This is a genomic window from Allgaiera indica, assembly GCF_900106675.1.
In the GTDB taxonomy this organism is placed as follows: Bacteria; Pseudomonadota; Alphaproteobacteria; order Rhodobacterales; family Rhodobacteraceae; genus Acidimangrovimonas; species Acidimangrovimonas indica.
In genome coordinates, this window is record NZ_FNOB01000012.1 from 1 (window position 1) to 19,836 (window position 19,836).

Annotated in this window: 18 protein-coding genes; 14 read left to right on the plus strand and 4 right to left on the minus strand. The window is 68.5% G+C overall.

Translation table 11 applies throughout. From position 1 onward, the window contains the following. The first annotated feature begins 244 nt into the window (after positions 1–244). The 13 genes from BLV97_RS11965 to BLV97_RS12025 all read left to right on the plus strand — a co-directional run bounded on the left by BLV97_RS11965 (position 245) and on the right by BLV97_RS12025 (position 14,008). The gene (locus tag BLV97_RS11965; protein WP_160169201.1) at positions 245–1,090 is read left to right on the plus strand and encodes a GntR family transcriptional regulator; all 846 of its coding nucleotides are present in this window, start codon (positions 245–247) and stop codon (positions 1,088–1,090) included. 62 nt (positions 1,091–1,152) lie between these two features. Next, the gene (locus BLV97_RS11970) at positions 1,153–2,373 is read left to right on the plus strand and encodes an ABC transporter substrate-binding protein (protein ID WP_035846274.1); all 1,221 of its coding nucleotides are present in this window, start codon (positions 1,153–1,155) and stop codon (positions 2,371–2,373) included. Between the two features lie 73 nt (positions 2,374–2,446). Then, a complete protein-coding gene (locus BLV97_RS11975; protein WP_035846321.1) occupies positions 2,447–3,319 on the plus strand; it encodes a branched-chain amino acid ABC transporter permease in 873 nt (290 codons plus the stop codon). Continuing rightward, positions 3,316–4,281, plus strand: coding sequence for a branched-chain amino acid ABC transporter permease (locus tag BLV97_RS11980; protein ID WP_051646294.1), 966 nt, complete (start codon positions 3,316–3,318; stop codon positions 4,279–4,281). The genes BLV97_RS11975 and BLV97_RS11980 overlap by 4 nt, the downstream gene beginning before the upstream one ends. Further along, positions 4,274–5,017, plus strand: coding sequence for an ABC transporter ATP-binding protein (locus BLV97_RS11985; protein WP_035846276.1), 744 nt, complete (start codon positions 4,274–4,276; stop codon positions 5,015–5,017). The genes BLV97_RS11980 and BLV97_RS11985 overlap by 8 nt, the downstream gene beginning before the upstream one ends. After that, positions 5,010–5,711, plus strand: a complete 702-nt coding sequence (locus BLV97_RS11990; RefSeq protein WP_035846277.1) for an ABC transporter ATP-binding protein — start codon at positions 5,010–5,012, stop codon at positions 5,709–5,711. The genes BLV97_RS11985 and BLV97_RS11990 overlap by 8 nt, the downstream gene beginning before the upstream one ends. 1 nt (position 5,712) lies before the next feature. Then, entirely contained in the window at positions 5,713–6,981 is a 1,269-nt protein-coding gene (locus BLV97_RS11995; protein WP_035846278.1) for a 3-isopropylmalate dehydratase large subunit, read from the plus strand. Beyond that, complete coding sequence (locus BLV97_RS12000) at positions 6,981–7,466, plus strand: LeuD/DmdB family oxidoreductase small subunit (RefSeq protein ID WP_035846279.1); 486 nt, start codon at positions 6,981–6,983, stop codon at positions 7,464–7,466. The genes BLV97_RS11995 and BLV97_RS12000 overlap by 1 nt, the downstream gene beginning before the upstream one ends. Beyond that, entirely contained in the window at positions 7,463–8,326 is an 864-nt protein-coding gene (locus BLV97_RS12005) for an isocitrate lyase/PEP mutase family protein (RefSeq protein WP_035846280.1), read from the plus strand. The genes BLV97_RS12000 and BLV97_RS12005 overlap by 4 nt, the downstream gene beginning before the upstream one ends. Beyond that, entirely contained in the window at positions 8,323–9,966 is a 1,644-nt protein-coding gene (locus tag BLV97_RS12010) for a hydantoinase B/oxoprolinase family protein (RefSeq protein ID WP_035846281.1), read from the plus strand. The genes BLV97_RS12005 and BLV97_RS12010 overlap by 4 nt, the downstream gene beginning before the upstream one ends. A gap of 3 nt (positions 9,967–9,969) precedes the next feature. Next, positions 9,970–12,021 (plus strand): hydantoinase/oxoprolinase family protein, encoded by a 2,052-nt coding sequence (locus BLV97_RS12015; RefSeq protein ID WP_035846282.1) that lies wholly within the window; start codon positions 9,970–9,972, stop codon positions 12,019–12,021. Next, on the plus strand, positions 12,018–12,620 hold the full coding sequence (locus BLV97_RS12020) for a cysteine hydrolase family protein (RefSeq protein ID WP_035846283.1): 603 nt from the start codon (positions 12,018–12,020) through the stop codon (positions 12,618–12,620). The genes BLV97_RS12015 and BLV97_RS12020 overlap by 4 nt, the downstream gene beginning before the upstream one ends. Next, the gene (locus BLV97_RS12025) at positions 12,617–14,008 is read left to right on the plus strand and encodes an FAD-dependent oxidoreductase (protein WP_051646295.1); all 1,392 of its coding nucleotides are present in this window, start codon (positions 12,617–12,619) and stop codon (positions 14,006–14,008) included. Before BLV97_RS12020 ends, BLV97_RS12025 begins: the two co-directional genes overlap by 4 nt. Positions 14,009–14,040: 32 nt before the next feature. On the opposite strand, the gene BLV97_RS12030 is transcribed toward BLV97_RS12025, so the two are convergent. From BLV97_RS12030 to BLV97_RS12045, 4 genes are read right to left on the minus strand one after another with little or no spacing between them, the layout of a single operon-like run. Continuing rightward, positions 14,041–15,372, minus strand: a complete 1,332-nt coding sequence (locus BLV97_RS12030) for a TRAP transporter large permease (RefSeq protein WP_035846284.1) — start codon at positions 15,370–15,372, stop codon at positions 14,041–14,043. Positions 15,373–15,377: 5 nt separating this feature from the next. Continuing rightward, on the minus strand, positions 15,378–15,962 hold the full coding sequence (locus BLV97_RS12035) for a TRAP transporter small permease (RefSeq protein WP_051646296.1): 585 nt from the start codon (positions 15,960–15,962) through the stop codon (positions 15,378–15,380). Beyond that, positions 15,959–16,993 carry a TRAP transporter substrate-binding protein gene (locus tag BLV97_RS12040; protein WP_035846285.1) on the minus strand — a complete coding sequence of 345 codons (1,035 nt, stop codon included), beginning with the start codon at positions 16,991–16,993 and terminating at the stop codon, positions 15,959–15,961. The genes BLV97_RS12035 and BLV97_RS12040 overlap by 4 nt, the downstream gene beginning before the upstream one ends. A 45-nt stretch (positions 16,994–17,038) precedes the next feature. Then, the gene (locus BLV97_RS12045) at positions 17,039–18,766 is read right to left on the minus strand and encodes a thiamine pyrophosphate-requiring protein (protein WP_035846288.1); all 1,728 of its coding nucleotides are present in this window, start codon (positions 18,764–18,766) and stop codon (positions 17,039–17,041) included. Positions 18,767–19,007: 241 nt separating this feature from the next. On the opposite strand from BLV97_RS12045, the gene BLV97_RS12050 reads away from it, so the two are divergent. Continuing rightward, positions 19,008–19,829, plus strand: a complete 822-nt coding sequence (locus tag BLV97_RS12050; protein ID WP_035846289.1) for an IclR family transcriptional regulator — start codon at positions 19,008–19,010, stop codon at positions 19,827–19,829. Positions 19,830–19,836: the final 7 nt, after the last annotated feature.

The window sequence follows — 19,836 nt, forward strand, 5'->3', positions numbered from 1 at the left end:
GCGACGGAATCGGCACAGAGGTGGTGGCCGCGGGCCTCGAGGTGCTGGAGGCGGTGGCGGCGCGTGACGGCGGCTTTGCGCTCGACGTCACGGGCCTCGGTGCGGTTTCGCCCATGGGCGCCGGGTCACGGCCGACCCGCCCCTTTCACAGCAACCGAATCTTATTGACATGTCGATATGTCATTATAGCATTGGAATCGTTCCCGGCCTTCAGGCCCGGGGCGTGGCGCGGGAAGGGGTGGGGATGTCGCGGACGGAACTGACCAGGGGGATGGCCGCGGGGACGGGGCTTGATGCGCGCAGCGGCATACCGCTGTTCCATCAGGTTGCCGTCATCTTGCGCGATCGCATCCTTTCTGGCGCCCATGCCGAAGGAGAGCGCCTGCCGTCCGAGGCGGAGATTTGCGACAGCTTCGGGGTTTCGCGCATTACCGCCAAACGCGCGATGGACGAACTGGCCGCCGAGGGTCTGGTGACCCGGTCGCGCGGCCGGGGCACCATCGTGACCGAGGGCGCCGCGATGGCGCCGTTCGAGGTTTCGGTCGATGGCTGGATCGAGAACATCTCGCGCATGGGGCGGATGACCGAGGTGCGGGTCTTGGAATTCGGCTACCGCCGCGCCCCGCGCGCCATCGCCCAGGAACTCGATCTGCCTGAAGGCGCCGAGGTTCAGCGCTCAATCCGCGTGCGCTCGCACGGGGGGACGCCGCTTTCCTGGCTGGAGACCTGGGTGCCCGCGGACATCGGCCGCAGCTACAGCGCCCAGGACATGGGGGCCCAGCCGCTGCTGCACCTGCTGGAGCGCGCGGGGGCGCGCATCGCCTCGGCCCGGCAGACGATCAGCGCGGGGCTGGCCACGCCGCAGGTCGCCCAGGCGCTGGGCGTGCAGGCGGGGGCGGCGCTACTGGACGTGCGCCGTCTGGTGCGCGACACCCGCGGCCGCCCGGTCGAGCTTATCTCGATCCTCTACCGTCCCGATCTTTACCGTTTCGCGATGGAGCTGACCCGCGTCGCCGATGCCGAAGGCGCCCGCTGGGAAGCCGAAAGCCCGCCCGTCGACCCCGCAGCCGCGGCGATACCGGATCCCTGAACCCCAGATTCGAAAAACAGGCGGATCAACCGCCGGAGAGCCCACAACAGAGAGGAAGCATCATGACGAATGGAACGAAAGGCGGGCTTCCCCGCCGTGCATTTCTGGCGGGCACTGCCGCCGCAACCGGCCTGCTGGCCGCGCCGTCGCTTCTGCGCGCCGCGCCCGAGGCGATCAAGATCGGCCTGATCCACCCGGTGACCGGGGCGCTGTCCTATTCCGGCAACCAGTGCCGGGCCGGGGGCGAGATGGCGATCGCCGACATCAACGCGGCCGGCGGCATCAAATCCATGGGCGGCGCCAAGTTGCAGGCGATCCTGGGCGACAGCCAGTCGAAACCGGCGATCGGCGCGTCGGAGACCGTGCGCGCGATCGAGGATGGCGCGAAGGGGATCGTGGCGGGCTATGCCTCGTCGATCTGCCTGGCCACCACTCAGGAGGCCGCGAAGACCAACACCCCCCATGTCGTCGACGTGGGCGTGGCCGACAGCATCATGGAGCGCGGGCTGACCAACACCTTCCGCTTCGGCCCGGGCTACGGCAAGATCGCGCGCGACGCGGTCACCTCGCTTGACGCGATCAACAAGGCGGCGGGGTCGCCCGCCAAGACCGTGGTGATCGTGCATGAGGATTCCGCCTTCGGCACCGGCACCGCCAAGCTGCTGTCGACCGAACTGCCCAAGCACGGGTTCAAGATCCTCAAGGTGATCGCCCATCCGACGCCGATGCGCGATTTCACCAATATCGCGCTGCAGGTGAAGGCGGCCAATCCCGACATCATCATCCCGGCGAACTACTACAACGAATACGTCCTTTTCGCGCGCACCATCCGCCAGCAGCGGATCAAGCCGATGGCGATCTATTCGGTGCTGGGCGGCGCGGCCTCGTCCTACAAGTTCGTCAAGGACTTCCCCGAGGCGGCCGAGGGGGTGATGGACACCAACCACTGGTTCAACCCCAAGTCCGACCTCGCGCAAGAGCGCAAGAAGGCGACCGAGGCAAAGGGGCTTTACTACACCTACGAGGTCTACCTGACCTACAACGCGGTGGCGCTTCTGGCCGATGCGATCGAGCGGGCCGGATCGACCGACCATGCCAAGGTGATCGCGGCGCTCAACGCCTCGACCTGGGACAAGAGCGGGATGCCCTATGGCCCGACCAAGATGGTCAAGGGCCAGAACACCGGCGCCCAGCCGGTCAACACCCAGGTGCAGGGTGGGCAGATCGATGTGATCCGCCCGGCCCAATTCGCGCAGGCCCAGGTCAAGTTCCCGATGGTCTGATCCGGTCCGGGCGGCCCGGTGTCCGGCCCCGGCCAGGGCCGGGCCGTCCCCATGAACTATGCGGAAGGCGTCGATGCCGGACATGACGATCCTGTGGCCCGCGATCCTGAACGGGGTGACGACGGGCGCGCTCTATGCGCTGATCGCGCTGGGGTTGACGCTGATCTACGGCGTCTTGCACATCATCAACTTCGCCCATGGGGCGCTGCTGATGGTGGGGCTTTATGCCGTCTATTTCCTGTGGCGGTTCCTGGGGCTTGATCCCTATGTCTCGCTGCTGATCGTGCCGCCGGCGATGTTCGCCCTGGGCTACGCCTTGCAGCGCGGTCTGATCACCCGGGCCGCGCATGGCCGCGACGAAAACATCCTGCTGGTCACGCTGGGCCTTTCGATCATCCTGGAAAACCTGGCGCTGATGGCGTTTTCGTCCGACACCCGGACGGTCGACACCGCCTATGGCTTTTCCACCCTTGATGTGCTGGGCGCCTTCGTGCCGCTGCCCAAGGTGGTGGCCTTCGGCGGCGCGGTGGCGACGGCCCTGGCGCTTTGGGTCTTCATGGCGCGCACCGATCTGGGCCGCGCGATCCGCGCGGTCGCGAAGGAAAGGAAGGGCGCGCAGCTTGTGGGCATCGACGTGAACCATGTCTATGCGATGAGCTTCGGCATCGGCGTGGGCGTGCTGGGGATTGCCGCCTGCCTGCTGATGCCCAGCTACTACGTCACCCCGACCGTGGGCCACGGCTTCGTGCTGATCGCCTTCACCATCGTCGTGCTGGGCGGCATGGGAAGTTTCGTCGGAGCCCTGATCGGCGGCATCATCATCGGCGTGGTCGAGGCGCTGGGCGGACTTTTCCTGGGCGAGAGCCTGGGCCAGATCGGCATTTTCGTGATCTTCATCCTGATCCTGCTGCTGCGCCCCCAGGGCCTGCTGGGGAGGGCGCAATGAGAACGCTTGCCCTTCTGGTCGCGATCTTCGCGGCGCTGGCGGTCCTGCCGATCGGGCTGCGATCGGATTTCTGGCTGAACGCGGTGATGCTTGCGCTGTTCTCGGCGCTGATCGGGCAGTCCTGGAACATCGCCGGCGGTTATGCGGGGCAGTTCAGCTTTGGCCATGCGCTGTTCTTCGGCCTTGGTGGCTACGCCGTGGCGGTGCTGCAGGTGCACCTGGGCATCAACCCCTGGCTGGGGATGGCGGTGGGCGGCGCGCTGGGCGCGGGCGCCGGCGCGGCGCTGGGCTGGCTGACCTTCCGCTACGGGCTGCGCGGATCCTATTTCGCGCTGGTCACGCTTGCCTTCGCCGAGGTGTTCCGCATCCTTGCCAATTCCGTGCCCTTCACCGGCGCCGGCGAAGGCATCCTGATCCCGCTTGATCCGCATCCCGCGATGCTGCAGTTCAGGGCGCTCTCGGGCTATTACTGGTTGCTGCTGGGGCTGACCTTCGCCTGTTTCCTGACGGTCTGGTGGCTGGAACGCAGCCGGCTGGGCGCGCAGATGCAGGCGGTGCGCGACAACGAGGACGCGGCCGCCGCCGTCGGCGTCGATGCCTTCACGGTGAAGCTGAAGGCAATGGCGCTGTCGGGGCTTTTCATGGGGCTGGCGGGGGTCTTCTACACCCAGCGCTATCTCTATCTCGATCCGGGCCTGGCCTTCGGTCCCGCGCAATCGGTCGAGGCGCTTCTGGTCGCCATCGTCGGTGGCATCGGCACGTTGTTCGGTCCGCTCCTGGGGGCCTTCGCGCTGCATCTTCTGGCCGAGGCGGCGCAAGGCGTTCTGGGCGACGTGCCCGGCGCCAACATGGTGATCTACGGCACCGTGCTTGTCGCCATGGTGCTGTTCCTGCCGCGCGGGCTGACCAGCCTTCGCCAGGGCGGTCGGCGGCGCCGGCGGCGGAGGACGAAGGATGCTTGAGGTCGCCAATCTGACCAAGCGCTTCGGTGGGCTGGTCGCGGTCGACGGGGTGAACCTGTCGCTGCCCGAGGGCGGCATCTCGGCGCTGATCGGGCCGAACGGGGCGGGCAAGACCACGCTTTTCGCGCTGATCACCGGCTTTCACCGCCCCGATGGCGGAAGCGTGCGCTTTCTGGGCCGCGACCTGACCGGGGAAAAGCCGTTCCGGATCGCCCGGGCGGGCATGGTGCGGACCTTCCAGATCGTCCAGCCCTTCGCCGGGCAGACGGTGCGCGAGAACATCGCCGTGGGCGCGCATATGCACCTGGCCGACCGTGCCGAGGCGCTGGCGAAGGCAGAAGACGTCGCCCGCGCGGTGGGGCTTTCCGACCGGCTCGACCGCGACGCGGCGGATCTGACGGTGGCGGGGCGCAAGCGGCTGGAGGTGGCGCGCGCGCTGGCGACCGACCCGAAGCTTTTGCTGCTGGATGAGGTGATGGCGGGACTGAACCCGTCCGAGATCCGCGACGTGATCCCGGTGATCCGGGCGATCCGCGACCGCGGCGTGACCATCCTGTTGATCGAGCATGTCATGCAGGCAGTGATGGAGCTGTCCGATCAGGCCTGGGTACTGAACCAGGGCCGGCTGATCGCGGCGGGTGCGCCGCGCGCGCTGGCTTCCGACCCGGCGGTGATCGAGGCCTATCTGGGGCACGGCATGGCCGAACGTCTGGCAAAGGGGGCCGCCCATGCTTGAGGTCGAGAACCTGCGCGCGGGCTACGGCCGGGTCGAGGTGCTGCGCGGCGTCTCGCTGGGCCTGGGGCCGGGCCAGATCGTGGCGCTGCTGGGCGCGAACGGCGTCGGCAAGACCACCTTCAACGGTGTGCTCTCGGGCCTTCTGAAACCCTGGGAAGGCTGCGTGACTTTCGAGGGCCGGGCGCTGCCGCCGGGCGATACCGGGGCCGCGCTCGATGCCGGCCTCGTGCTGGTGCCCGAGGGGCGGCACATCTTCCCCAGCCTGACGGTGCACGAAAACCTGTGGCTGGGCGGCTATCGGCGCGGCAGGGCGCACCGTGCGCGCAATCTTGACCAGGTGCTGGAAACCTTTCCGCGCCTGGCCGAACGGCTGACCCAGCGCGCGGGTACCATGTCGGGGGGGGAACAGCAGATGCTGGCGATCGGCCGCGGCCTGATGGCCGAGCCAAGGCTGCTGATCCTCGACGAGCCCTCGCTTGGCCTGTCGCCGCTGCTGGTCGAGGAGATGTTCGCGCTGATCGGTCGGCTGAACGCCGAGGGGCTGGCGATCCTGCTGGTCGAGCAAAATGTGCGCTTGTCGCTGGAAGTCGCCCATCGCGGCTTTGTCATGGAAAACGGTGCGATCACCGCTTCGGGCCGTGCGCAGGACCTGTTGGCCGATCCCGATCTGCAGCGCAGCTATCTGGGGGTGTGAGATGAGGATGACCCTGGCCGAGAAGCTGATTGCCCGCGCGGCGGGGCGCGGGGCGGTGCGCCCGGGCGAGGTGGTGACCGCGCGCGTCGACCTGGCGATGATCCACGACAGCGGCGGGCCGCGGCGGGTAGAGCCGATCCTGAAGCGGCTTGGCGTGGGATTGTGGGACCGCGAGCGGGTGGTGCTGATCTCGGATCATTACATCCCCGGCGACGATCCCGACGGCGCGGCGATCCTGCGACTGACGCGGGACTGGGCGCAGGCGAACGGTGTCACCTTTCACGACGGGCAGGGCATCTGCCATGTCGTGCTGCCCGAACGCGGCCATGTCGCGCCGGGGATGTTCATCGTCGGTGGCGACAGCCATTCGCCTACCGGCGGCGCCTTCGGGGCCTATATGTTCGGCGTCGGCGCGACCGAGATGGCTGGCGTGCTGGCGACCGGCGAGATCTGGGTGAAGGTGCCCGAGACGATCCGCCTCGACTGGCAGGGCGTGCTGCCGCGCGGAGTGATGGCGAAGGACATGATCCTGGCGATGTGCGGCCGGCTGGGGATGGACGGCGGCCGATACCAGGCGGTCGAATACACCGGCCCCGCGATCCGCGCGCTGGGAATGCAGGAACGCATGACCCTGTCGAACATGGCCGCCGAACTGGGCGCCCAGGCCGGCCTGATCGCGCCGGACCAGACCACGGCGGCCTATGTCGCCGCCGCCGGGGGCGATCCGGGCGACTGGGCGGATTGGTGTGGGGACGAAGGTGCAGTCACGGCCGAGCGGCACGATTTCGACGCCGCGGCGCTGGCGCCCCAGGTGGCGGCGCCGCATTCGCCGGCCAACGCCTCTGACGTGGGCGCGCAGGCGGGGCAGGGGCTTGACGTCATCTATATCGGCGCTTGCACCGGGGCCAAGTATACCGACCTTGCCGCCGCCGCCGAGATCCTGCGCGGCAAGCGGCCCGCGAAGGAGATCGAGATCCTGGTCGCGCCCGCCTCGGCGCGCGATCAGGCCCGCGCCAAGGCCGAGGGCATCATGGCCGTCTTCGAGGAGGCGGGCGCAAAGATCCTGCCCAATGCCTGCGGCATCTGCGCGGGCTATGGCGCGGCGCGGCTGGGGGCCGATATCCGCTGCCTGTCCACCACCGCGCGCAACTTTCGGGGGCGCATGGGGGATGCCTCGTCCCGGGTCTGGCTGGCCTCGCCCTATACTGCGGCGGCCTCGGCGATCGAGGGGCGCATCGCCGACCCCCGCAATCATCTGGAGGGCGCGTGATGGGCAAGGTCTGGCGGCTGGGCGACGATATCGACACCGACGCGCTGGCGCCGGGGCGGTTCATGCACCGCCCGATCGAGGAGCTGGCGCAAAACTGCCTGATCGACGTGGCGCCCGATTTCGCGAAAGGCGCGGGCGCGGGCGACGTGATCGTCGCGGGGCGCAACTTCGGCATGGGGTCCAGCCGCGAACAGGCGGCGCAGGCGCTGAAGATCCGCGGGCTGCAGGGCGTAGTGGCGGAAAGTTTTGCGGGGATCTTCCACCGCAATGCGATCAATCTGGGGCTGCCGGTCTTCACCATTGCGTCCGGCCCGCTGCCTGCAGCGGGCGCCGAAGCCACCCTTGATGTCGCGGCCGCACGCCTGCGCCACGCTGGCGGCGAGGTGGTGCTGGATCCGCTGCCCGACTTCCTGATCGCGATGATCCGCGACGGCGGCCTGGTGCCGCATCTGGAAAAGAGACTGGCCGGGGAGGGCCGCAGATGAGCTTGAAAACCCGCCTGAGGGCGCCGGAAATCCTCGTTGCCCCGGGGGTTTATGACGGGCTCAGCGCCCATGTCGCGGCGCAGTCGGGGGCCGAGGCCGTCTATCTGTCCGGCGCCTCGCTTGCCTATACCCGTTTCGGCGGGCCCGACCTTGGGCTAGTCGGCATGTCCGAAGTCGCCGAGGCCGTGGCGGCGATCCGCGACCGGGTGGAGGTGCCGGTGATCGTCGATGCCGACACGGGCTTTGGCAACGCGCTTAACGTCCAGCGCACCGTGCGGACCTTCGAGCGCGCCGGCGCGAATGCGATCCAGCTAGAGGACCAGACCCTTCCCAAGCGCTGCGGCCATCTCGACGGCAAGACGCTGGTGCCGACCGGGGAAATGACCGGCAAGATCCGCGCGGCGCTGGACGCGCGCACCAGCGAAGAGACCCTGATCATCGCCCGCACCGACGCGATCGCGGTCGAGGGGTTCGAGGCCGCCCTGGCCCGCGCCCATGCCTATGCCGAAGCCGGCGCGGACATGCTGTTCGTCGAGGCGCTGCGCGACCAGGACCAGATGCGCCGCGCGGTGGCGGAACTGGGCCCGCGCTGCCCGCTGATGGTCAACATGGTCGAAGGCGGCAAGACCCCGGCCGCGGATGCCGCCGAGTTGCAGGCGCTCGGCTTCGATCTGGTGATCTTTCCCGGCGGCGCGGTCCGCGCCATCGCCCGGACGCTGCAGGAGTATTACGCCAGCCTCATGACCCACGGCACCAACGCGCCGTTCGCCGCGCGGATGTTCGATTTCAAAGGCCTGAACGCCCTGATCGGCACGCCCGAGATCCTGGCGCGCGGCGACAGCTATGGAGACGATCAATGAGCCTCGATCCCGTGACCCTGGCGATCCTCAAGGGCCGTTTCGAGCAGATCGCCGACGAGATGGACGCGACGCTGTTCCGGTCCGCCTTCAACCCGATCATCGCCGAGGCGCATGATGCCAGCCACGGGCTGTATGACGCGCACACCGGCGAGACGCTGGCGCAGGGCAAATCGGGCCTGCCAATCTTCGTGGGCGTCATGGCCTTTGCCGTGAAGGCGGTGATCGACCGCGCCGCACAGGAAGGCGGCGCCAGGGAGGGCGATGTCTGGATCTTCAACGATCCCTACCTTGGCGGCACCCATCTGTCGGATTTCCGCCTCGTGCGGCCGTTCTTTCGCGACGGCCGCGTGTTTTGCTACCTCGCCTCGGTCGGGCATTGGCACGATGTGGGCGGCAACGTGCCGGGCAATTACAATCCCGTCGCGACCGAAAGCTTCCAGGAAGGCATGTTGATCCCCCCGGTGAAGCTTTTCGATGCGGGCCAGTACCGGCCCGATATCGTGGCGATCCTGTCGGCCAATTCGCGGCTGCCCGGTTCGCTTTACGGCGATCTGAACGGCCAGATCAACGCGCTGGAGCTGGGCGAGAAGCGGATGCATCAGCTTCTCGACGAATATGGCGACGCGACCTGCGCCGAGGCCTTTTCTGCGCTTCGGGCGTCGGCGGCCGAGATCATGCGCGCCGAGATCCGATCGCTGCCGGACGGCCGGGTAAGCGTCGAGGACTGGCTCGACAACGACGGGATCCGCGACGAGGCGCTGAAGATCGCGCTGGACATGACGATCACGGGTGACGCGCTGACGCTGGATTTCTCGCGCTCGTCGCCGGCCTGCGCGGGGCCGGTGAACATCGCCCGCACCACCACGGTTGCGGCCTGTTATGTGGCGCTCAAGCACATCTTCGGCGACGTGCCCGCCAATGCCGGCGTGCTGGCGCCGGTCGAGGTGATCACCGATCCCGGCTCATTGCTTGCGGTCGAGGCGCCGAAGCCGGTGGGTGGCTATACCGAGACGATCCTGCGGCTGATCGACGTGGTTTTCCAGGCCATCGGCCAGATCGCGCCAGACCGCGCGCCCGCCTGCGCCTATGGCACGATCAACGCGCTGTCGATGGCCGGAACGCGCGGCGACGGGCGGCGCTGGGTGCTGTTCTCGTTCTTCGGCGGCGGCCATGGCGGCACTTCGGATGGCGACGGGCTAAGCCACGGCAACGCCCCCATCTCCACCGCCACGATCCCGCCGCTCGAGATCCTGGAGGCCGCCTATCCGGTGAAATTCACCCAATGGGCGCTGCGGCCGGATTCGGGCGGCGACGGGTGCCACCGTGGCGGCCTTGGCGCCGTCTACGAGATCGAGTTGCTGGAGAAAGAGGCCGATCTGTTCCTGTTCGGTGAACGCGGCCGCCACCCGCCGCGCGGCGTGAACGGGGGCGGCGATGCGGCGATGAACCGGTTCACCTACCCGGTCGGCGGCGCGGCGACAAAGCCTGCGATGACCTCGAAACTGCACGGCGCGAAGCTTGGGCGTGGCGACCGCGTGCGGCTGGAAACACCGGGCGGCGGCGGCTGGGGCGACCCCGCTGCGCGCGACCCCGCCGCGCGCCGGCGCGACCGCGATCTGGGCTATGTGACGAAGGGCTGAGCGATGACCACCAAACCCTATGCCGTGGGCGTCGATGTCGGCGGAACCTTCACCGATATCTTCGTGGTCGACCAAGTCAGCGGGGCGGTGGCCACCACCAAGCTGCCCTCGACCCTGGACAACCAGTCGCGTGGGCTGGTCGAGGGGATCGCCCGCGAGATCGACGATTTCGGCGCGATCGCCTCGGTCATTCATGGCACCACGACGGGAACCAACGCGCTGCTGGAACGCAAGGGCGCGGTGACCGGGATGATCACCTCGGCCGGTTTCCGCGACGTGTTGGAGATGCGCCGCCGCGACAGGCCGCGCACCTGGGGATTGCGCGGCGACTACACCCCGGTGATCCGCCGCGACCGGCGGCTGGAGGTGGCCGAGCGTACCCATGCCGACGGCACGGTGGTGACCGCGATCGACCCGCAAGAGGTACAGATCGCGGCGCGCAAGCTGATCGAGATGGGATGTACTTCGGTCGTCGTCTTCTTCGTCAATTCCTATGCCAACGATGCCAACGAGCGCGCCGCGGCCGAGGCCGTGCGCGCCGTCTGGCCCAATGCCTATGTCACCCGCGCCACGGAAATCCTGCCCGAGATCCGCGAGTTCGAGCGCGTCTCGACCGCGGCGCTCAACGCCTATCTGCAGCCGGTGGTTTCCTCTTACATGGACCGACTGGATGCGGGCCTTGGCGCGCGGGGCTTCGCCGGGGACCTGCTGATCGTGCAATCCAACGGCGGGGTGATGTCGGTCGACACCGCGCGCGCCTATCCGGTGCGGACCGCGCTGTCGGGCCCGGCGGCGGGGGTGCGCGCGGCGCAGGCGATCGCCGCGGCGGCGCAGATCGGCGATATCATCACCTGCGATCTGGGCGGCACCTCCTTCGACGTGTCGCTGATCGCGGGCGGCGAGGCCGCGCTGTCGGCACAGACGGCGATTGATTTCGGCATGGTCGTGCGCACCCCGATGATCGAGATCACCACGATCGGCGCGGGGGGCGGCTCGATCGCGTCGATCGACGCGGGCGGGCTGTTGCAGGTGGGTCCCGAAAGCGCGGGGTCGAACCCCGGGCCGGTCTGCTACGGGCTGGGCAATGACCGCCCGACACTGACCGATGCGAACCTAGTGCTGGGCCGGATCAACGCCGCCCGGCCGATCGGCGGCAAGCTGGATCGGCTGGATCTGAAGGCGGCGCGTGCCGCGATCGCGCGGTCGGTGGGCGATCCGCTGGGCCTTTCGCCCGAACGGGCGGCCGAGGCGGTGCTGCGCGTCGCCAACGCCAAGATGGCCGGGGCGATCCGCCTGGTCTCGATCGAGCGCGGCCATGATCCGGCGCGCTTTCATGCCATGCCGTTCGGCGGTGGCGGTGCGCTGCATGTCGGTGCGCTGATCGCGGATTGCGGGCTGCGGGGCGCGTTGGTGCCGCGCTATCCGGGCGTGACCTCGGCGCTGGGCTGCGTGGTGGCCGACATGCGCCACGACCGGGTGCGCACCGTCAACCGGATGCTCGACGATCTCGACGCGCCGGCCCTGGGCCGGGAGATGTCCGCCATCGCGCAGGAGCTTCAGACATTGCTCGACCGCGCCGGCGTGGCCTTCGCCGGGGTCGCGCAGATGTTTGAGCTCGACATGCTCTACCTCGGCCAGACCCACAGCGTCGCGGTGCCGCTGACCCTGCCGCCGGGCGGGCTGACGCGGGATGTGATCGCCGCGGCCTTCGATGCCGCCTACGGGGCCGAGTTCGGCCGGCTTCTGGACAATATCCCCAAGCGAGTGATGAACCTGCGCGTCGCGGTGATCGGCCGCCGCCCGCCCTTCGACATGCGCGTCTTCGCCCCGGCCGAGGGCCGCGCGGCGCAAGAATGCATCACCGGCTGGCGTAGCGTCTTCGTCGCCGGCGCCTGGCAGGAGGTGCCGATCTATGACCGCCTGTCGCTGGCGGTGGACGAGGCCGTCGCCGGCCCCTGCGTGCTGGAACAGCCCGATACGACGATCTTCGTCGATCCCGGCCTGACCGGGCGTTGCGACGCCTTCGGAAACCTGATCCTGGAGCATCAGACATGAGCGATCTCGACCCCGCGCGCACCGCGCTTCTTATCGTCGATCTGCAGAACGATTTTCTGGATCCCGCCGGGGCCTATGGCCGCGCGGGACAGTCCAGCCCCGAAATCGCGGCGCTGCCCGCGCGGGTCAAGCCGGTGGCGGATGCACTGCGCGCGCGCGGCGGCTGGATCGTCTCGACCCAGTTCACGCTGGTGCCCGCGAAGGGCGGAGAGCCGCTGATTTCGCCCCATCTCCGGCGTCTGCGGCCGTTCCTGCGCAAGGGCGATTTCCAGCCCGGCGCCTGGGGGCACCAACTGGTCGAACACTTGCAGCCCGCCGATCTGGTCGTCGAGAAGGTCGCCTATTCGGCCTTTTATCAGACGCGTCTGGAATGGCTGCTGCGCAAGGCCGGGGTCGAGACGCTGATCGTGGCCGGTATCGTCACCAATGGTGGCGTCGCCTCGACCCTGCGCGACGCCCATGTGCGTGATCTGCACACCATACTGCTGACCGATGGCTGCGCGGCCTTCTCCGATCATGCGCACGAAGCCACCGTGACTGCCCTGTCGACGATCTCTGAAACCGCGACCTGCGCGGAGATGGCCGCGCGCCTGGCATGAGCCGGATCCTGCCTCCACCCGACCGCTTCGATCTGGATGTCGGGGTGCTGGTGGTCGGCGCGGGGGCCGCGGGGATGGTGGCGGCGCTGCGGCTGGCCGAGGCGGGGGCCGAAACCCTGGTGCTAGAGCGCGACCCGCGTCCCGCGGGCAGCACCGCGATGTCGTCGGGCTTCATCCCTGCGGCCGGCACCGCGGCTCAGGCCCGGGCCGGGGTGGCGGACAGTGCCGTGGCCTTCGCCGCCGACATCCGTCGCAAGAACGGCGGCCACGGCGACGCGCGGCTGGCCGATCTGGCCGCGCGCACGATCGGGCCGACGCTGGATTGGCTGGCCGCGCGGCACGGGCTGGAATGGGAACTGCTGACCGATTTCCTCTATCCCGGCCATTCGGCGCATCGGATGCACGCGGTGCCCGAACGCAATGGTGCGGGGCTTCTGGCACGGCTTGGCGCAGCGGTGGCGGCCGAGGGCGTGCCGGTGGCGACCGGCGCGCATGTCACCGCGCTCTATGCCCGGGGGCGGCAGGTGCTGGGCGCCCGCGTCACGCGCCCCGACGGTCGGATCGAGGCGATCGGCTGCGGCGCGCTGGTGCTGGCCTGCTCGGGCTATGGCGGCGATCGCGATCTGGTCGCGCGGCACATTCCGGCGATGGCCACGGCGCCCTATTTCGGCCATCCGGGCAACCGGGGCGACGCGCTTTTGTGGGGGCAGGCGCTGGGCGCGGCGGTGGCGGATCTGTCGGGCTGTCAGGGGCATGGCTCGGTCGCGCATCCGCACGGCGTGCTGATCACCTGGGCGCTGATGTCGGAGGGCGGCATTCAGGTGAACGCCGAAGGCCGCCGGTTTGCCGATGAATCGCGCGGCTATTCCGAACAGGCGTTGGACGTGCTGGCGCAGCCCGGCGGCATCGCCTGGTGCGTCTTCGACGAACGGCTGCTGGAACTGGCCCGGGCCTTCCCCGATTTCCGCACGGCCGAGTCGGCAGGAGCGGTGCTGAAGGGCGCAAATGCCGTGTCTCTGGCCCGCGCCGCCGGCCTTCCCGCGGGTGCGCTGGCGGAAACCCTGGGCGCCTGCATGGCCCATGCCCAGGGGCGGGGCCGGGATCGGCTTGGGCGCGATTTCACCATCGGGCCGGCCCTTGCGCCGCCCTTCTACGCGGTGCGTGTCACGGGGGCGTTGTTTCACAGCCAGGGTGGGTTGAGGATTGATGACCGCGGCAGGGTGCTGGCGGCGGATGGCGGGCGGCTGCCCAACCTGTTTGCGGCGGGCGGCGCGGCGCAGGGCGTGTCGGGGCCCGATCCGGCGGGCTATCTTTCGGGCAACGGGCTGCTGAGTGCGATGGCCTTCGGCGCGCTGGCGGGGCAGGGGGCCGCGGCGGCGCTGCGCTGAGGCCACGCCGCCGCGCTGGATCGGGCGGATGATCAGAACACTCCGCCCGACAACAGCCTAGGCAGCCCCAGGCTGAGGATCGGGAACAGCACCAGCAACGTGACGCGGATCGCCTCGACCGCCAGGAAGGGCAGGACGCCCGCGAAGGTCTTGCGCATCGGCACATCGGGGGCGAGCGCGTTGATGATGAACACGTTCAGCCCCACGGGCGGGGTGATCAGCCCCAGTTCCACCACCACCAAGATGATGATCCCGAACCAGACCTTCAGTTCCTGCGGGCCAAGGCCGAAATCGAGGCCCAGAACCACCGGCCAGAAGAACGGGATCGCCAGGATCACCATCGACAGGCTGTCCATCAGGCAGCCGAAGATCAGGAAGATCACGATGATCATCACCAGGATCGCATAGGGCGGCAGGCCGCTGGTCTGCAGCGCATGGGCCGCGGCCTGGGGCACGCCCGCGCGCGCCATGAAGATCTTCAGAAGCTCCGCGCCCAGCAGGATCAGGAAGATCATGCCACTGGTGCGCGCGGTTTCCAGGATTGCCTGCAGCACGTCACGCAGATGCATCCGCCGACTTGCCAGACCGAACAGCGCGACCAGGAACACGCCGACGCCGGCCGCCGGCGTGGGGTTATAGATCCCGGCGTAGATGCCGCCGATCACCACGCCGAAGATCACCACCACCGGTACCACGCCCAGCATCGCCGCGACGAATTCCTGCCGCGAAACGGCGCGCCCCTCGGGGCCCGAGCCGGGCACCAGGCGGACATAGACCGCGATCGCCAGCATGAAGAACAGCGTCGCCAGGATGCCGGGGATCAGCGCGGCGGCAAACATCGTGACGATGTTGGCCTCGACGATCACCGCATAGACGATCAGCACCACCGAGGGCGGGATCAGGATGCCCAGGGTGCCGCCCGCGGCAATCGCGCCGGTCGCCAGCGCGGGCGAGAACTTGTAGCGCCGCAGTTCCGGCAGCGCGACCCGCGCCATGGTCGAGGCGGTCGCGGTGGAAGACCCCGAAAGCGCGCCGAAGCCCGCGCAGGCGGCGATCGCGGCCATCGCCACGCCGCCCTTGAAGCGGCCGAGCACGGCGTTGCCGGCCCGGAACAGATCCGACGAAAGCCCCGAGCGCGAGGCCAGCCCCCCCATCAGGATGAACATCGGCAGCACGCTGAGGTCGTAGCTGGAAAACTGCGAGAAGGCGAGATCGTGAAGCTGGCTCAGCAGGACCGCGGGGCCCGACGCGATCATCGTGCCGGCGATGCCGACCAGGATCATGGAATAGGCCACCGGGACGCGCACGACGATCAGCCCGATCATGACGGTCAGGCCGACCAGGCCAAGCGTGAAGGTATCCATGGCGGTTACTCGCTGACGGGTTCGGTGAGGGTGTCGACGAAGGGTGGTTTGCCGCGCGCGATCCGCAGCGCGTCGGTCAGCGTGATCAGCGAGGCGGCCAGCAGCAGCGCCAGCGAGATCAGGATCGGCGGGAAGGCGGTCCACAGCGGGACCTGCAGGATTGGCGTGACCTCTGGGAAGCTGAGGTAATCCTGAAAGCCAAGCGACATCTGCCGCAGAAGCAGGGCCGAGAAGGCGACCGCAAGCACGGCGGAGAGGATGCTCATCCAGGCCTTTTTGCGCGCGCTCAGGGCCTCGGTGAAGATATCGACGGTGACATTGGCGCCGGTCAACTGGCAATAGGGCAGGAAGGCGAAGATCGCGATGCCGATGAACAGCTTCGTCAGTTCATACGAGGCCGAGAAGGGCGTCTTGAACAGCAACTGCATGGTGGCGCTGTAGGCGGTCATCACCGCCAGGCCGCAGACGATCAGCCCACCCAGAACCGCCCACCAGCGGATCACGCTGGCCGCCCCGCGGGCGCAGCGCGCCGACAGCGGTACGGCGGCGCCGGGGAATGCCCCCGGCGCCTGCTGGTCTGGGCCGCTCACGCGTATTTCCCGATCGTCTTGCGTGCGGTATCGACCAGGGCCGCCCCGTCGATCGACTTGTGCGCCCCGGCCCATTTGTCGACCACCGGTGCCAGCGCCTTGTTGAAGCCGTCCATTTCCGCCTGGGTCAGCACGATATGTTCGTTGCCGTGCTTCACCGCGACCTCGATGCCGTGATTGTCGTCATCGCGCCAGATCTTGGCGACTTCGCGCAGCCAGTCGTCATTGCAGTTCTTGTTGAAGACCTCCTGCAGATCCTTCGGCATCCCTTCCCAGCGCTTCTTGTTCATCGAGACCTGGAAGGTCGTGGTGCCGAAACGGTTCATGTCCGGCCCCTCGATCTGGTACTTGGTCACGTCCTGCAATTGCAGCGCGGGGATGATCTCCCACGGGATCAGCGCGCCGTCGACGACGTTGGTGGACAGTGCCTGCGGCAGATCCGGCACCGGCATCGAAACCGGGGTGGCCCCCATCGCCTTCACCACGTCGACACCGGTCGGCCCCGGCACCCGCAGGCGCGTGCCCTTGGTGTCCTTGATCGAATGCACCGGCTTGCGCGCCATGTGGATCGCCTGACCCGCATGGACATGGTTGAACAGCAGATGGACCGCGCCGTAATCCTTCGAGATGTAATCCTTGTACATCGCCCGCATCGCCAGATTGGTCGCGGCGATGTCATTGGTGAAGACGGTCGGCAGTTCGAACACCTCGCAATGCGGGAACAGGCCCGGGGTATAGCCGTTCACCGCCCAGATGATGTCGACCACGCCGGTCGCGCATTGGCGAAACAGCTGCGGGGGCGAGCCGCCCAGGCTCATCGACGGGTAGATCTCGATCTTGATCCGGCCCTTGCTGTCTTCCTCGATACGCTTGGACCAGGGCTCCAGCATGTTGACCTGCGCCGGTGATTTCGGCCCGAGGAAATGATGCAGTTTCAGCGTCACTTCGGCGTCGCCCGCATAGGCCTTGCGCAGGATCAGCGGCGCGGCCAGCGTGGCGCCGGTCAGTGTCAGGAAAGCTCTTCTTTGCATGGGGTCTCCTCCTCCTCCTTGCCGGGGCCTTCCCGGCCCCAAGTTTCACAGCGCTCCCTCGCGTGCGATCGCTATGTTCAACAGCACCTGGCGGCGTTCTTCGGTGGCCACGCGGATCGCGCGCGTCAGCGCGGCGGGCAGATCGCGGCCCTCGGTCACGGTCTCGGCATGGGCGCGGCTGGCCTCGGCCGTCTTGGTGAAATCCGGGCTGGGGCGCAGCGAGGTCAGCGGCACGTCGTTCGACTGCGCCGCGCGGCCGCCCTTGTAGAGGCCCTCAACCGAATGGCGCACTGCGCCCCATTCCTCGTTGTTCAGCACCAGCGTGATCACCGGAAGCCCCTGTGCCTCGGCGACCTGATGGCAGACGGTGGGGTTGGCGAACATGTAGGATCCGTCGCCCATGGTCGCGAAGATCAACCGCTCGGGATCCGCCAGTTGCGCCCCCAGCGCGGCCGGAAAGCCCCAGCCAAGGCCGCCGGAATGGGGTTCCTGGAAATAGCTTTGATGGGCGTCCAGCATCAGGGGCGCCAGCGGCGCGCCCAATTCGTGGAACACGCTGGCGGGGCGGTCCTGGGCGCGGATCGCGCGGCCCAGGCAAAGGCTGACCCATTCCTTGGTCATCGGCCCGCCCGCGCCGCGCTCGGCGGCGGCGGTGACGGCGGCGCGGTTGGCGTCGGCGCGGGCCGCGATCCGGTCGCGCCGCGCGGCCAGTACGGACGCGTTGCGCGGGCGGTCCCGCATCGCGGCGATCAGCGCCAGGATCGTCGGTGCGGTTTCGCCCGCCAGGGCGACTTCAGAGCGGAAGTTGCGCATCGGGGTCGAGCGGGTGAACAGCGGGTCGGGGCCCAGGTGGATCACCTTCGCCCCGGGCGCCGGGGCGGCGCGGTCGGGCCACCAGGGTGCCAGCGCGTTCAGCACCAGGATCACATCGGCCTCGCGCAGCAGGTCCTCGGGCATCCATTCCACATGGCAGGGCGACGACATCGGGATCGCGATCTGATTGGCCCAGTAATGCGACAGCGGGATCGCCCAATCCTGAACGAAGCCGGCGAGCGCCTGGAACGCCTGTTCGGATCCTGCGCCGCGCTGGGCGATGATCAACGGCCGTTCGGCCCCGGCCAGCAGCGCGGCGGCCTCTTCCAGCGCGTCGGGGGCGGGGGCGGTGCGCACCGGCTGCATGCGTGGCGGCGCCTCGATCATTTCGGTCGGGCAGGGATCGCACAGAACCTCGCGGGGGAGGCTCATGTAAACCGGGCCGGTGGGGGTGGAATTGGCGATCGCCCAGCCCCGGTCCAGCATTTCGGGCAGCTGTTCGGGGAAGCGCAGCTCGTAATCCCATTTGCAGGCCTCGCGCACCAGCGCGGTCTGGTCGCGCATCTCCTGGCCCCAGCCGATCGGCACGGTGCGGGCGCCGAAACGGCCGCTTTCCATCACCGGGGTGCGACCGGACATCAGCAGCATCGGGATCTGGTCGCAGGCGGCGTTGATCGCCCCGGTCGCGCCATTCGCCAGCCCTACGTTGGTGTGCAGCATCACCGCCTGGGCACGGCCGGTCAGTTGGGCATAGCCCTGCGCCATGCCGACGGCCACATGTTCATGCGGGACGGTGATCGCGGTGGGCAGCTTCATCCCGCGGTCGCGCGCCTCGATCAGCCCTTCGATGATCGGCGGGAAATCGGTGCCGGAATTGGCGAAGACGTAATCCACCCCCAGCGCCTTGAGCTTGCCAAACAGCGCCCCACCGGCGGAGACTTCGCGCGTCTGGTCCTTCATGCGGCAACCCTGCGCGCGCCGCAGGTCCGGCAGGTCCTGGCTTTGTCCCTGGCCCCGCCGCGCAACCCGCAAAGAGCAGGGTCGCGCAGGTCCGCGCCGAAAACCGTGTTGCGCATGTTGTCTCCCACTCGATACATATCTTGAAATAAGAGATATATATCTCACAATAGAAGAGTGACCGTATGTCAACCCAATTCTTTCGGCGCCGCCCCATCCGTCGCCGGAGCCAAGGAGCCGCGCAATGGCGACGCAGCTGAACAGATCGCTTCTCAAGGCTCTGGAAATTCTGGACCTTTTCTCGGTCGAGCAACGAGCGCTGACGGCCCGGGATGTGGTGGACCGGCTGGACATGACGGTGCAGACCGCGCATCGCTTCCTGCTGACGTTGGAATATGCGGGCGTGCTGGTCAGCCCGCGCCGGGGCCAGTTCACCTTGGGCCAGAAGCTGGAGGAACTGGGCAAGCTGGCGTTTGAGGTCAGCCCGCTGCCGTCGCTGGCGCGGCCGGTGGTCGAGGCGCTCAGCCGAGAGTTGACGGAATCGGTCATGGCCTGTCGGCTGGGGCGGCAGGGGGCAGTCTGCATCGCCTCCACGCCCTCACCGCGGCCGATCCGGGTGTCGGTGGATGTGGGCACGTCGCTGCCGTTTCGGACCACGGCGCAGGGCAAGTTGTTCCTGGCGCAGATGGCCCCGGCCGAGCGCCAGGCTCGTCTGCGCCAGGAGGCCGCGCGGCGCGGTGCCGATCTGAGCGCGGAAGACGCCGAGAGCGCCGAGCGTGAGGCGCAGGAGGTGGCGCGAAAGGGCTTTGCCACCAATTTCGGCGAGAACGAATCCGAGATCGGCGCGATCGCGGTGCCGGTCGCGGGGCCGGATGGTCGCATGGTCCTCTCGCTGTCGGTCTTCGGCATTCTCAGCAGCTTCGACCAGCCGCTGCGCGACCGCGCCAAGGCGCAGCTTCTGGCCGGAAAGGCTGCGCTGGAGGCGACGCTGTGCGAACGCGGCCAGAACCGGCTGGCATCCGCAGAGGCATCGCGGCGCGTGGCCCAGGCCCGGCACGCGGGCTGAGGGGGGC